Source organism: Peribacillus sp. BM1 (genome assembly GCF_056679975.1).
Window position 1 is genome coordinate 2,161,427 of the sequence record NZ_CM155259.1, and the last position, 13,956, is coordinate 2,175,382.

Here is a 13,956-nt window from a genome sequence, read left to right on the forward strand (position 1 = left end):
GGGGTGACTATTAATGGAAACGATACAGGACGTTTTATATTATTATTCTCAAAACACAGGATATGTATGGGAACAATTTTATCGGCATTTTTTAATGGCTGCTTATGGTGTGATTTTAGCAGCGATCGTTGCAATACCGCTTGGAATCTTAATTGCCAGATACCATAAGTTAAGTATCTGGGTCATGTCTTTAGCAAACATTATACAAACGATCCCGGCATTGGCCATGTTAGCTGTGCTTATGTTGGTAATGGGACTTGGAACGAATACAGTTGTGTTTGCTCTGTTTCTCTATTCCCTTTTACCAATTATTAAAAACACGTATACAGGAATTCGAAATGTTGATCATGCTTTACTAGAGTCAGGGAAAGCGATGGGGATGACCAAGTTACAAGTGTTACGAATGGTTGAGCTACCGCTTGCTTTGTCAGTTATTATGGCAGGATTACGAACTGCGTTAGTTATTACAATAGGTATTGCGACCATTGGTACGTTCATTGGTGCTGGCGGATTAGGTGATATCATTTTACGAGGTACAAATGCTACAGATGGGACAGCGCTTATTTTAGCAGGGGCAATCCCTACCGCTTTGATGGCCATTATCGCTGATGTTGTGATGGGTTGGATAGAACGAAAGTTATCACCCATGAAAAAGAGAAAAGGCACCGTAAAGCAAGTTGAAGAGCTTGCAGTATAGCCTTTCTTAACAGAAGGTCAAAAATGCGCGACGAAGAAATTGGCAAACCTTTTACCAAACTTTTCGAACAACCTCTTAGAGAGGGAAAAAGGAGGAACTCATGTGACTATTGGCCAAATTTTACTAGAGAAAGATGTTCCTTGTACATTACGGGATGGTACGGTTCTATATGCAGACATTTATCGCCCTAATAAGGAAGGAACTTTTCCGGTTCTGCTGACCCGACTGCCTTATAATAAAGCTTTGCCTATGTATTCACATCGGTATCTCGATACAAATCGAATGGTGCAAAATGGATATGTAGTCATTGTTCAGGATGTCAGAGGACGCTTTGCATCTGAAGGAGATTTTGTCCCATTTTTACATGAAGCGGAAGATGGATATGACACGGTGGAATGGGCGGCAAAACTCCCTTTTTCAAATGGAAAAGTGGGGATGTTTGGTTTGTCCTATTATGGCTTTACGCAGTTGTTGGCTGCTACGGAACGACCACCACATTTGCATGCGATTGCCCCTGCCATGACGTTATATGACTGGCGTGAGAACACAGTAGAAAAGGGTGGGAAGTTCTTGGTCGGTTCTTCAGAAACATGGGCACTTCAATCAGTCGCACCAGATCAGATTAGTCGAAAATATAAAGATCCGAAACAGTATGCTGAGATGATGGAAAAAATGGCGGAATATGACAACCAGATAGAAGAATGGTATCATTACAAGCCAATTCAGGATTGGCCTCCACTCAAAGAGCTAGGAGTAGCTGGCTTCTTTTATGATCTTGTTGGTGATACATGGAGTGAAGATCAATGGGATCGAGTGAATATTACAAACAAATATCACAATATCGAAGTTCCAGCTTATCATATTGCTGGCTGGTATGATAACTTTTTACAAGCAACGCTTCAAAATTATACGAAGTTGAGTGACATGGTGGAGTCCGATCAAAAATTAATTATTGGTCCATGGGGACACGGTTTATTTAGTTCTGTACTAGGTGAAAGGTCTTTTGGCATTCATGCATCTGGCGATTGGATTGATCAAAAAGAAGACTTGACTAACTTACATATTCGATGGTTTGATCATTGGTTAAAAGACAAGAATTCAACTGTGTTTGAAGAAGCGCCGATTAAATTGTTTGTTATGGGGATTAATAAGTGGCGTAGTGAAAATGAATGGCCGTTAGCTCGAACAAAGTATACTCCTTTTTATTTACATAGTGAGGGGGGAGCAAATACTCGCTTTGGTGATGGGCGTTTAAGTTTTGAAAAGCCGGAAAATGAACCAGTCGATACATTTGTGTATGATCCTGCGAATCCAGTTCCATCAAATGGGGGAGCAACCTTGTTTTCCGGTGTTAACACGTTGGGACCTCTTGATCAGCGAGAAATTGAAAAAAGAGACGATGTATTAGTTTATACATCAGAGCCTTTAGAGCGAACACTTGAAGTGACAGGCCCAATCAAAGTGAAGCTTTGGGCAAAAACAGATGCGCAAGACACGGACTTTACCGCGAAATTAATCGACGTTATGCCCGATGGCAGAGCTTATAATTTAACAGATGGTATTGTTCGTACGACGTATCGAAATGGGCAGAAGCAAGAAGCCATAAATGATGAAGTCGTTCAATATGAGATCGATTTATGGGCAACAAGTAATGTATTTCTGCCTGGCCACCAAATAAGAGTGGAGATTTCGTCCAGTAACTTTCCACGCTTCGATGTGAATTTTAACAATGGTACAACGATGCTGGAAGCCACAAAGTATCAGACAGCTAACCAAACCATTTATCACAATGAAGAGTACCCTTCTCATATTTTGTTACCGGTAATCCCGAGCATTGAAAACTAAAATGACATCAAAAAAATTGCTATTTATTAGCAATTTTTTTCATTATAAAGGTAAAATAATGAAGTGCAATGTGTTGGAATTATTACCAGAAAAATATACAAGCGAAGTTTAATAATTAAAGGCAAATTATTAGATGGTGGTGTAGAAGATGAAGAATAGAGATATAAAGATTAATACATCGATTGAAAAGCTCTTGAACAATGAGGGTTTTTCTGGAGTTGTCATAGTTAAGGATGAAACTGAAGTAATTTTGAAGTCAGCATCTGGTTTTGCCAATCGAGTGAATGAACAACTGAATACCATTCATACACGCTTTAGCATCGCTTCAGGTTGTAAGTTGTTTACTGCAATTGCGATCTGCCAATTAGTTGAAAATGGCCAATTATCTTTTGATACACGACTTAAAGACTGTTTGGATATAGAATTCCCTCATTTTAATGAAAATGTATTGATCCACCATCTCTTAACACATAGTTCAGGAATTCCCGACTATTTTGATGAAGAAATAATGGCTGACTTTGAAGATCTTTGGAAGGCAACACCTATGTATCTATTAAAAAGTTTAAAAGATTTTCTACCACTGTTCCAAAATGGCAACATGTTGTTCAAGCCTGGAGAGAAATTTCATTATAATAATGCTGCATTCATAGTTCTAGGGTTGATTGTTGAGCAACAAACAGGCTGTTCTTTTTCAGACTATGTTGTAAAGAATGTTTTTAAACGATGTGGAATGAATGATTCTGGTTATTTTTCTTTAGATCAGCTTCCTAAAAACACATCTTACGGATACATCGATCATGAGGATGGGACATGGAAAACGAATGTCTACTCAATCCCTATCCAAGGTGGTGCAGATGGAGGAGCCTATATTACTGCTCCGGACATGATTAAGCTTTGGGAAGCATTATTTAATTTTCAGCTATTAAATGAAACAAATACGAATTTGCTTTTGACTTCACACATTCATGTGAAAGAGGGAGTAGATTACGGGTATGGGGTGTGGATTAATAAGCGGAATCATTCCATCTACAAATATCATGTAATGGGCTATGATCCTGGTGTGAGCTTCCATTCAGCGGTATATCCTGAATTCGGGATTATCGTTGCAATTCCTTCAAATAAATGTTCAGGTTCTTATCAAGTAATGAAAGCAATAGAAGAATATATGGAGGGATAACCGATATTTTGTGTTCAGAGCTTGGAATAAGTTTTTAACCTACTAGCATTTTAAGAGAGAAAGCCGGGTATTAGAGGAGAGAATATGAATATAAGAAAATTAAATGTAAATGAAATACCGCCAATGGATTTATTGTTATTAGCTGATCCTTCGCGAAAAATGGTTGAACAATATATCACTAGGGGAGAATGTTTTGTAGCTGAAATTGATCAACAAATTATTGGCGTTTATGTGCTACTACTAACACGTCCCGAGATGGTGGAATTGGTGAATGTTGCTGTAGCAGAACAGCATCAACATAGGGGGATAGGGAAGCATTTAGTATTGGATGCAGTTCAATACGCCAAGAGAAAAGGATATAAAACAATAGAAGTTGGTACTGGGAATTCAAGCATAGGACAGTTAGCACTTTATCAAAAATGTGGCTTTAGAATGGTTGATATCGATAAGGACTTTTTTATTAAGCATTATCAAGAAGACATTTTTGAGAACGGTATACAGTGCAGGGATATGGTTCGATTATCTCAGGATTTATAAGCCGAACAAAAAAAGATTGTAGTGAAAATCTCTTTTCACTACAATCTGACTGTGATCTATTGAGTGTTTTAATAACTCCTATACACATAAGGATCATTAGGAATCTTATCAACTTCTTCTGAATTACTTACCAGAAGAAGTTTGTTTAGATAGCTTTTTTCGTTGATAAGTAGAAAGCACGACTCCTCCCACAATGAATAGGGACCCTAATAATTCTACACTGGTAATTGGTTTGGATAGTAAAATGAATCCTGTGACCATGGCGACAAAGGGCTCTAAATTAGATAATATAGATGCCTTTGAAGCATCAACATGTCGAATATTATTATTCCAAATAAGTGTGGCTATGCCATGCACAATAACTGCTGTTCCGATTAATAAAGCCCAATCAGATATATCAAAGCTTATCCGAATCGGAGCGTCTAATGAAAAAGCAAATGGGATCGCTACAATAAATCCAACAAGATTTGAATATAAAGTAATCGTAAGCGGGTCTACTCTTTGAGAGAGGACTCTTGTCATAATTATCATAATGGCGAAAGTAATCATCGTTACAACAATCCATAATAATCCTTTATCAATGTGAATGGTTGATAGATTTCCTTTCGTTACGACAAAATAAATGCCGATGACCGCAAGAATGGACCCCAGCAACATACGAGTCGTTAACTTTTCTTTTAAAAATACAGCGGCTAAAAAGCTAGTTAAAATAGGAGTAGTAGCTAAAATTAATGCAGATGTGGTTGGATCAGCTGTTTGTAATCCCATAAAAAAAGACCATTGATTAATGAATACACCAATAACTCCCAAAACAAAAAGCCAAATCAAATCTACATTATTTACACGTCTAAATCCTTTTTTGTACAAAGATAATCCAATTAACACTAGGACAATAAACAGTAGTCTCAGCATAGTTAGCATAGTTGGGGAGAAATCTTGAACTAATATCTTACCAAAGACAAAATTACTTCCCCAGACAACAACACATAAAATCAGCCAAGAATAAGCTTTTAACATTTAAATCATCACCGTTCCTCTAACAAAATGCCATTGGTCTATTATAAACGTCATAGCTTGTTCCGTATACTATTTCAATAATTCGGATATAAGATGTTCTTATATCCGAATTTCCCCTTTTTTTGTGAGGGATTGTTTCTGGAAATCCTGAATGTATTTAAGCTGATCCGAACGGGTACTTATGTTTAGCGTTAACGGAATATTTAGATCCTAAAAAATGAAAATTGATTAAAATGCCCAACAATATTCTTTGCAGTCCTTCATTAAATAAAGGGAAGGATGAATTTTTATATGAGGGATGGATGGAAATGGCGAAAAGATACCGGGGAAAAACATTAAGTAAGCTCCCTTCAAGAGGACGAGGGGACTGTCCGTTGTGTAATCGAAAAAGAATTAAATTATTATACTCTCATAAAACGGAAACAAAAAACATCATTCAAGTATGTAAAAACTGCCGACATAAATAAGTTTGCCAAGATTGCTTCGGCGACTTTTTTTGTTGAACGGGCGGGAAAGGGTAAGCAGTTTTAGCAATACCTACTATGGGCTGGAAATTTGGGTGGTTTGGATGAGTTAATCCGTTTACTTAATAAACTAGAGGCTAAAAATAGGTAGAAATGAAGGGGGTTAAGAGTAAGTTAGCGTTCATTGAGAACAAAAAAACAGTGCAATTTCATAGGTGAAATGCACTGCTCCTTTATAAGTCTTCATAGCTTTTTCACTCTAAAAGAGGAAAGCTGAAATTATCTGACTGCCTCTTTTAGCTGGTTTAATTCCGATACAGGTCTGATGCGTTGTTCTGTTTCGACATCGAAGAAATGCGCTTTATTCATATCCAGTGCCATTTCCAAATTATCGCCTGCTTGAACGATTGTACGAGCATCAACACGTGCAACGAAGTCTTGGCCACCTAGTGAAGAGTAAAGCATGAACTCTGCACCCATTAGCTCAGCTACTTCAATGTGGGCACTCATTCTCGTTTCTGGAGAAGATTCAATGAATAAAGGCTCATCGTGGAAGTCTTCAGGGCGAATTCCCAAAATGATCTCTTTTCCTACATAACCTTGATCACGAAGAAGCTTCATTTTGCCTTCAGGGATGGCGATAGATTGGTCGCCAATTTTAACAAAACCATTTTCTAGTTTTCCATTTAAGAAGTTCATGGCCGGAGAGCCAATGAAACCGCCTACAAAAACATTTTCAGGTCTTTCATACACGTCTTTAGGAGCACCAACTTGTTGAATGATACCGTCTTTCATAACGACAAGGCGTGTAGCCATCGTCATTGCTTCTGTTTGGTCATGGGTAACATAAATTGTTGTTGTGTTTAAGCGTTTATGCAGTTTTGCAATTTCAGCACGCATTTGCACACGTAGCTTAGCATCAAGGTTCGACAATGGCTCATCCATCAGGAAGACTTTTGCGTCACGGACGATTGCACGACCAAGGGCAACACGTTGACGTTGACCACCGGAAAGGGCTTTAGGTTTACGATCCAAGTATACTTCGAGACCGAGAATTTTCGCCGCATCTTTCACGCGTTGATCAATTTCTGCTTTCGGCATTTTACGAAGTTTTAGCCCGAATGCCATATTATCATATACAGACATATGTGGGTATAATGCATAGTTTTGGAAGACCATCGCGATATCGCGATCTTTAGGCGGAACATCATTTACACGTTTTCCATCAATGTAGAAATCACCTTTTGAAATTTCTTCAAGTCCTGCGATCATACGTAATGTTGTCGATTTACCGCAGCCAGAAGGTCCTACAAAAACAATAAATTCCTTATCTTCAATTTGTAGATTGAAATCTTCTACAGCCGTTACTTTATTATCGTAGATTTTAAAAATATGTTCTAATTGTAATTCTGCCATTTATAAAACCTCCCAATCTCTTGTCTATGAATCTATTGTATTGGAAGCGTATTCAAAATAATATAGACAGGGTGCACAAAAATGATAGTATGTTTTTATGCAAGTTGCCATAGATTTAAAACTCTGATAACAAAATTAGCAAATAAGCGGGTAATGCATGATTAAAGGTTCGTACATCAAGGCCTGTTTTATCAATAAATTTATCGATGCGATATTGCAAACTATTGCGGTGGATATAAAGTCTCTTAGCAGCTAAACTTGCATTTGAATTACATTCAATATAGGTTTTCACTGTACCAATTAATTCTTTATCTAGTAATGTTTCACCGAGTAATTGTGTAGTAAACCATTTTTTTTCTTCTTCTGCAATGCCTTCTAGAAATAGCAGAGGAAGTAAATCAGCAAGAACGACCATTTTCTGATTTTGAATAAGATTTTTCGCTTTAAGATAGTATTTCTTTTCCATTTCATAGTGAGAGGCTAACTCTTTATCTACCAAATGAAAGCTACCTAGGAATATTTCAATCTTTGTATAAAAATCACTCTCTAACGTTTGCAGCATGGCTACTAGTCCCTCTTTACTTAGTCCACCTTCTGTTTTTCCCTCGATTAAAGAACCTGATTTATCACCCGTCCATATTAATACTGCACTTGAAGAAACAAATGACAACAGCGCTTCTTCAAAATCACGATAGGAAAAATCATTATGATCAAAGTGGAAATGGGTGAAACGCACATGTTCCCAACGTGTTCTAGGTAATTTTCCATTCTTATGTAATAAAAAGTCACACCAAGTTAGTTTGGTGGAAGTATCGTTTCGTCCGTCGAAAGAATCAGTTTGGAATAAGAGACTAAGAAGGTTGATCTCTTCAGGTGTAATGGCTGATTTCGGTATGCCGATTTCACAGCCAGCATCATCTCTAAACCACAAGTACTGTTCCACATTAGAAGCTTCCTGCTTATGGGAAATCGAATTTGGAAATTTATTCAGTAATTTTTCTATCATAATGAACTACCTTTCTTGTTTGTATTCCAGGGAAGTTTTCTTTATTATAACGAAGTTTTAATTATTAGAACAATTTGATGTATTTTTTATCAATTTTAGGGATAAGTAGTAAATTGAGTGAGGGAAGACTTTTTAAAAAAATTAGAATAGCGAAGAGGAGAATAATGGAGTTATTAAGAAAGAGACAGAACCATGATGGGTTCAGTCTCTTTCGCATCCTGTTAGTTACTTATTCGAGGAGGATCTTCGTCATAAAAATCATGCGACTCCTCAATATTTTGCTTGCTTCCTGCTTGATAGACGTTACCGCCGGCCATACCTTCGTTAATAATTCGATCAACATCTAAATAGGCTGTATCTTTTCCTTCGTAATCAGTATCTTTGAGAAATGTGTACTTTTCTTTCATGTAGGTTTCCTCCTATAATGGCACTTTTGCACGCGATTATAGTTTTACCGCAGAAAAAGTCATTATTCATAAACGTGAAAGACCATTAAGTCGTGAATCCTGCTTGTTAGCTGATCCATATTGGTGCGAGCAGGTTCTGAATTTCGATACTCAATCCTTCCATCAGGAAGATAAATGACTTGATAATATTTTTTATCATAATAAAAGGAAATCGTCCAACCAGGCAATTGCTTGTCTTTATATAATGGCGCCACCTGAAAATGAGTGATCACATGATTACCCCCATAAATGGGATTATTAGTAGTATAAAGGAAGAGCACTCTGTATTGCTATCTTGAACGAAGTTTTGGTAGACCGATTTCTTTGAATATATTTCGCAACTGCTTATGGCGGGCTGCTTCGATTTCCAGCTCATCGAATTGCATGGGCTTTGCGTTTACTTCATAAATAAAAAGATTCCCATTAAGATCTTCACCAATATCAATTGAAAATTCTCCGAAAAAACCAAATGACTTCGAAAGAATGATGCCGCATTGTTCAGCAATCGTTTTAAATTGCTCGTCAAGTTCTGCCGATTGCAATCGAGTATATGGATAAAGCTTTCCGCCTCTTGGAATATGTGTGGTAACTTCCTGGGTTTGAGACATCCTAACCGCTTTGCCTGTTACAAGATGAACTCCATTCTGGTAATGAACAAGGATTCGATAATCAAAGCGATGACCTCGTATTTTTTTCGGTTCTATTGCACGTTGGGCGATATACTTTTTTCGTAATAGTCTGTCTGCTTCAGACTTCCAATAATCTTCAAAAGCAGGGTAGGTTTCTGTGCTACTCGTTTTTTTAACAAGTATCGCTGAATGATTTGTTAAGGAAAGTGTTGCAATGCCGTATCCACGATTTCCCTTCCCTGGCTTCACATAAATTTCACGATGATGTTCAAGAAAATCTTTAAGCACTTGGGATGTAGATAGAAGAATGGTTTCTGGTAAAAATGGACTTAATCCGGGATTTTTAGCTAACGCTTCAAACATATCGTATTTATGAAAAAAACCAGGATTGAAAACTGCAATGTTACGGGCTTTAAAATCATTCAGTAATGATTGGAACGAAGTGGTTTCTTCAAATGAACGGAAGGGAATCCGGTTGTAGACGACACATGGCTTGGGAACTGCGACCTTCATCCATTTCTCATGATCAGCACTATAAACGAGACCAAGTCCGGTATTTGCTAAAGCGTCTTCTGCAGTAAAAATAAATGAGAAGATCCCATGCTTTAAAAGCTCTTGGTGCAAGTCATAAAATAGTGGCAAGTTTCCAGCAATACCTAAATCGTTCTTTTTGTTTTGACAGGTCATGATCCCAACGGTCAATATTCGGTTTCTGTGCTCCAGTTTTGATTGTATGGAAAAGGATGGTGATGGGATTGCTTCATTAAAATGGATTTGTGCAGATTCTTGGCCAAAATAGGCCTTTTGACCAAAAGAGCAATGCGACCATAAATGATTAGTTAAATCGTAATACAATTTCATTCCTGTAAGCCGCCAGTGCTGGCGAGTGATTGCTCCGTTAAATAGACGGCATAGTCAAGAGCAAGCTTCCTTGTTAATAATTCAAATTCACGCAATTTAGGATGAGAAAAAATCGACCGTCCGGGCTTTGAATTGGCTTCAAACATCCAGACTTGCCCTTGCTTATCTAATCCTAAGTCAAAACCGATTTCAGCAACGATCCCATCCAAGTGCTCTTCGATCGCCTCACTTAAGATAAGTGCGGCTTTTGATAATTGTTGATGGACTTCAAATACTGTATCATCATCACCAAAAAGTTCATCAAGTGTCATGATCGTCCCGCCATTTTTCACATGGGTTGTGAGGCTACCTTCACCAGCAATTTTTGCGGCAATTGCAGTAACTTGCCAATCCCCATCAAGGTCTTTATTCGTATGGACCCGAAAGTCGATTGGACGGCGGTTGTTACGGATTAAGGATATCCCTTGTTGTACGATTAAATGGTCAATCCGTTTGTTTTTAAACACATGCTTTAGCATCGATTCAAGGGTGGAGAAGCGTTTTAATCGGTTTTCATTTTCATGATCACGATAACGGCAGTAATACATGTCTCCATGCTTATCATAAAGAACTTGGTGAATCCCTAATCCGAGGCTCCCATGAATCGGTTTTATATAAACTTGACGATGTTCAGAAAGTAATGTTTCAACAATTGCAAAAGACTGAAATGGATAGGTGACAGGTAAGTAGGGGGTAGCGCGTTCATCATCTATTAGACGCTCATACACATCCCATTTATTAAAAAAGCCTGGATTATACCAAGGAACGGAATAGTCCGTTTGGAATTTTCGTTTCACTTCTTTTGGCCCCGTTTTATTCTCTGTTTTTCGGTTAGGTAACCGGTCATAGATGACATTTGGAAAAGGAAATTCACAGATGTCCCATTGATTGTCCTGATACACATAGCCACGAATCGTTTCTTGCTCCCAGTTGATGTGATTTTCACCAAAAATGAAGGGAATGCAGCCAGTTGTTTTATTTAGAGATAAAAGCTTAGAAAAAAATGAAGAACGTTCGCCCAACGGTTTAGTTAAAAAAGGTCCAAAGCCCGCTGAAAAGATGCCGACTAGTGGCCCGATATGAATGTTGTTTTGATAAGGGAACACATGTAAGGAAGTTTCTGTTTCTGGAAAGTATAGCGCTTTTGCAAGCGATCGTGAAAGAGCAAAAGTTTGCCGAATAGAAGGGTTGCTTCTTATGTCAGCCTGATGTGCACGATGACCAAAGCACACGGCTTCCTTATCGGTAAAATTGACAACCCCTTCTAGCTCAGATGGGTAATAAAAAACATCTCCCAGCATATCAGTTATTTCGAAGGGATAGATTTTCTTCATCGGTTTCACCTGCTTTCACTAAGTTGTCAGATAGATATTGACAATAAGCAATTGGAGCATGATATAGGGCATCTTTCTTATCTGGTTGCAGTGTTTCAATAATTTTTCGACCGGGTTTGGAGTTGATATCAAGAATCCAAACTCGATTTTTTTGATCAATGCCAAGATCAATCCCTAGTTCAAAAAGTGGCTGAAATCTTACTTCAAGCTCCTCAGGTAGCGTACGAAGAATATGCCCAATGGTAAGTTCAATATATTTTTGATGGGGATGGGCAATTTCTTTGATAAATTTTTCATAGGTGATAGCCTTGCCACCTGTTGCTAAGTTTGATGTGATACAATCCTTGTTCCCCTTACGAATTCCCCTACCTTGTTCTACCCAGTGATTGGTTGCATCTTTTTGCAGGAGAATGCGCAGATCGAATGGTTCGTTATCAAGATTGGATAATGGTAAATAAGGCTGAATAAGGAATTGGAATTTGTTTAAGAGTGATTCAATCCATCTATGAAGCTGTTCTTTTGATTTGAAGTGTCTTTCATATCGTTTTTCATGTTTTGTCATCGTTACGACGGTTCCATCTTCAACCTTAGATAAAAGATAAATTCCGATTCCTCTCGAGCCGAATGATGGTTTTAGAAGAATCTGTTCATATTCATGAAGATGATTCCAAACGGTTTTTGCATCTGTTGCCTGTGCTGTTACGGGGATATAAGCTTGGAGCAGTGGCAAATCCTTAAGTTTAGTATAAACTTCCCATTTACTAGGAAGGCCATGACCGAGAAATTGAGCCTGCTCTTTTAGCCAAGTTATTTTGTTTCGAGTTTTTTGGTCGTCTCTAGTTAATCCATGAAAGCTACGGTCATAGATAAATGTTGGGATCGTAAACTTTTTTACATCCCAAAGATTAGTTACCGGATTGTACGATTCACCTTGTATCGTTTTAGCTTCCGTATCAATACCAGAAGACTTGAACCGAAATACCTTCCACCCACTTTTACTTGCTCTTTTTGCAATTTCAGTACTATAACGCTGTTCCTTTGATAAATCGGATAACATGATGCCTAGGGAAACCATAGTTCCCGCTCCTTTCCATTGGTCATGATTAGATTTAAGGCCCCTTACTTACATACAAAGTGTTCATATATTCAACGATGCGTTTCACAGAGGGACGAATTTTATCAGAGTCTGCATGAAATTTCTTCGAAGGTTTTGAGTTCACTTCAAGAATCCAAGGATGATTGTCTGAGTCAAGTGCCAAATCAATACCGAGCTCCCCAAATAAATCCTCTCGCTTGCTTTCAACTGTTTTGGCAACGTTTAAAGCAAGGCTGGATAAGCTTTTATAAATCTGAATCGCTTCTGGTCGTTCGAAAACAGAGGAGAGAAATGCAGCAGCATTTTTCATTTCGCCGCCTTGAGCGAGATTTGAAACAATATGTCCGGCATTACCAAGCCTTGCAACAATGGATGTGATCGTCCATTCTTGCTTTTTACTTTTATTAAGTAGCACTCGAAAATCCGTTTTATGCCCATCAATATCGAGTAATGGGATGCCTCTTTGAACGATATAGGAACGCTTTTTTGTATTTTTCATTAGGACTTGATAAAGGCGTTCCTCGGTTTCGATTAGATGAGTATCCTGTATATTGCTTGAATGCTCTAGAACCCATCCTTCCAAAACACGTGATAGCTTACAAATATTGCGCCCTTGACTTCCAAACACAGGCTTTACAAATACTTCTGTATGAGTTTGCAAAAAAGTGACAAAGTCTGCTTCTGACTGGAGCAGGATGGTTTCAGGCAAGTATGGATCAAGTGAATCTTCAGTTAATAGTAGTTCATGAGTTTCCCATTTAGAAAGAAAACTGCCATTGAAAAAGGGAATAGAAGCTTCTTTTAATAATGTACGGAACCGAATGAATAATTCTGTGTTTTCCAATTTTCTTGAATGGATTCGGTTATATACAACATCGGGAATGGGCACAGACATCCGTTCCCAACCTTCATCATTTGGAAGGTAACCTGTCAATTCTTTTGGTTTTTCAAGAGTTTGCAGGGGAATGATGAAAAAAAGAAATCCATTCATGCAACAAAACCTGTACAATTCTCTAAAAAAGATTTCCATATCTCCAAATCCATTCGTTTCACTTGGTGTTTGATGGGTGAGAAGTGCTAGAATAGGCCCAATTGAAAGCTGAGAATCTATCGGACAAAAGCCTATTTGTACAGAGAATGATCGATTAGGAAGTGCTAGAAACTGAAGTACATTTTCGGGAATCTTAAGTTGTGCTAAATGATCTTGATGGATCCTTACGAACACGTCTATTTGTTTGGAACCTACTTGTAATGAGATACGGGTGGAGTCTGTTAGCTGCCACTTTTTTAAAAGAAATGGAGGGACATAAATAGTGGGAGTACGACCCGCAGTACTTTTATCTGCAATTATTGAAACTTTGTCGCATAATACCTTCATTGTCATTCCCCGTT

13 protein-coding genes are annotated in these 13,956 nt (G+C 38.0%); 4 read left to right on the top strand and 9 right to left on the bottom strand.

Annotated elements, in window-relative coordinates; genetic code table 11:
• Positions 1 to 13: 13 nt before the first annotated feature.
• The 4 genes from AC1MGI_RS10425 to AC1MGI_RS10440 all read left to right on the top strand — a co-directional run bounded on the left by AC1MGI_RS10425 (position 14) and on the right by AC1MGI_RS10440 (position 4,256).
• Complete coding sequence (locus AC1MGI_RS10425) at positions 14 to 697, top strand: ABC transporter permease (protein ID WP_480349632.1); 684 nt, start codon at positions 14 to 16, stop codon at positions 695 to 697.
• Between the two features lie 102 nt (positions 698 to 799).
• On the top strand, positions 800 to 2,542 hold the full coding sequence (locus AC1MGI_RS10430; RefSeq protein ID WP_480349633.1) for a CocE/NonD family hydrolase: 1,743 nt from the start codon (positions 800 to 802) through the stop codon (positions 2,540 to 2,542).
• Between the two features lie 148 nt (positions 2,543 to 2,690).
• Entirely contained in the window at positions 2,691 to 3,719 is a 1,029-nt protein-coding gene (locus AC1MGI_RS10435; RefSeq protein WP_480349634.1) for a serine hydrolase domain-containing protein, read from the top strand.
• A gap of 84 nt (positions 3,720 to 3,803) precedes the next feature.
• Complete coding sequence (locus AC1MGI_RS10440) at positions 3,804 to 4,256, top strand: GNAT family N-acetyltransferase (RefSeq protein WP_480349635.1); 453 nt, start codon at positions 3,804 to 3,806, stop codon at positions 4,254 to 4,256.
• Between the two features lie 123 nt (positions 4,257 to 4,379).
• Here the strand turns inward: AC1MGI_RS10440 and AC1MGI_RS10445 are convergent, their stop codons facing one another.
• The 9 genes from AC1MGI_RS10445 to AC1MGI_RS10485 form a co-directional block, all read right to left on the bottom strand.
• Positions 4,380 to 5,273: a DMT family transporter gene (locus AC1MGI_RS10445; protein ID WP_480349636.1), complete on the bottom strand. Its 894-nt coding sequence runs from the start codon at positions 5,271 to 5,273 to the stop codon at positions 4,380 to 4,382.
• Positions 5,274 to 6,016: 743 nt separating this feature from the next.
• On the bottom strand, positions 6,017 to 7,153 hold the full coding sequence (locus AC1MGI_RS10450) for an ABC transporter ATP-binding protein (protein WP_403072557.1): 1,137 nt from the start codon (positions 7,151 to 7,153) through the stop codon (positions 6,017 to 6,019).
• A gap of 115 nt (positions 7,154 to 7,268) precedes the next feature.
• Positions 7,269 to 8,159: a helix-turn-helix domain-containing protein gene (locus AC1MGI_RS10455; protein WP_480349637.1), complete on the bottom strand. Its 891-nt coding sequence runs from the start codon at positions 8,157 to 8,159 to the stop codon at positions 7,269 to 7,271.
• Positions 8,160 to 8,380: 221 nt separating this feature from the next.
• Entirely contained in the window at positions 8,381 to 8,566 is a 186-nt protein-coding gene (locus AC1MGI_RS10460) for a hypothetical protein (RefSeq protein WP_480349638.1), read from the bottom strand.
• Between the two features lie 62 nt (positions 8,567 to 8,628).
• Positions 8,629 to 8,838, bottom strand: a complete 210-nt coding sequence (locus tag AC1MGI_RS10465) for a DUF5342 family protein (protein WP_480349639.1) — start codon at positions 8,836 to 8,838, stop codon at positions 8,629 to 8,631.
• A 57-nt stretch (positions 8,839 to 8,895) separates the two neighbouring features.
• Positions 8,896 to 10,095 (bottom strand): YheC/YheD family endospore coat-associated protein, encoded by a 1,200-nt coding sequence (locus AC1MGI_RS10470; RefSeq protein ID WP_480349640.1) that lies wholly within the window; start codon positions 10,093 to 10,095, stop codon positions 8,896 to 8,898.
• Positions 10,092 to 11,468 carry a YheC/YheD family endospore coat-associated protein gene (locus AC1MGI_RS10475; protein WP_480349641.1) on the bottom strand — a complete coding sequence of 459 codons (1,377 nt, stop codon included), beginning with the start codon at positions 11,466 to 11,468 and terminating at the stop codon, positions 10,092 to 10,094. Before AC1MGI_RS10475 ends, AC1MGI_RS10470 begins: the two co-directional genes overlap by 4 nt.
• Positions 11,437 to 12,543, bottom strand: coding sequence for a YheC/YheD family endospore coat-associated protein (locus tag AC1MGI_RS10480; RefSeq protein ID WP_480349642.1), 1,107 nt, complete (start codon positions 12,541 to 12,543; stop codon positions 11,437 to 11,439). Before AC1MGI_RS10480 ends, AC1MGI_RS10475 begins: the two co-directional genes overlap by 32 nt.
• A 34-nt stretch (positions 12,544 to 12,577) precedes the next feature.
• Positions 12,578 to 13,942: a YheC/YheD family endospore coat-associated protein gene (locus AC1MGI_RS10485; RefSeq protein WP_480349643.1), complete on the bottom strand. Its 1,365-nt coding sequence runs from the start codon at positions 13,940 to 13,942 to the stop codon at positions 12,578 to 12,580.
• Between the last annotated feature and the right edge of the window lie 14 nt (positions 13,943 to 13,956).

Bases quoted from the DNA above. Each gene is read 5' to 3' on its own strand.
- AC1MGI_RS10475 (WP_480349641.1), bottom strand. From the start codon at position 11,468: ATGAAGAAAATCTATCCCTTCGAAATAACTGATATGCTGGGAGATGTT.
- AC1MGI_RS10440 (WP_480349635.1), top strand. From the start codon at position 3,804: ATGAATATAAGAAAATTAAATGTAAATGAAATACCGCCAATGGATTTA.
- AC1MGI_RS10450 (WP_403072557.1), bottom strand. From the start codon at position 7,153: ATGGCAGAATTACAATTAGAACATATTTTTAAAATCTACGATAATAAA.
- AC1MGI_RS10485 (WP_480349643.1), bottom strand. From the start codon at position 13,942: ATGAAGGTATTATGCGACAAAGTTTCAATAATTGCAGATAAAAGTACT.
- AC1MGI_RS10455 (WP_480349637.1), bottom strand. From the start codon at position 8,159: ATGATAGAAAAATTACTGAATAAATTTCCAAATTCGATTTCCCATAAG.
- AC1MGI_RS10480 (WP_480349642.1), bottom strand. From the start codon at position 12,543: ATGGTTTCCCTAGGCATCATGTTATCCGATTTATCAAAGGAACAGCGT.
- AC1MGI_RS10470 (WP_480349640.1), bottom strand. From the start codon at position 10,095: ATGAAATTGTATTACGATTTAACTAATCATTTATGGTCGCATTGCTCT.
- AC1MGI_RS10460 (WP_480349638.1), bottom strand. From the start codon at position 8,566: ATGAAAGAAAAGTACACATTTCTCAAAGATACTGATTACGAAGGAAAA.
- AC1MGI_RS10435 (WP_480349634.1), top strand. From the start codon at position 2,691: ATGAAGAATAGAGATATAAAGATTAATACATCGATTGAAAAGCTCTTG.
- AC1MGI_RS10425 (WP_480349632.1), top strand. From the start codon at position 14: ATGGAAACGATACAGGACGTTTTATATTATTATTCTCAAAACACAGGA.
- AC1MGI_RS10445 (WP_480349636.1), bottom strand. From the start codon at position 5,273: ATGTTAAAAGCTTATTCTTGGCTGATTTTATGTGTTGTTGTCTGGGGA.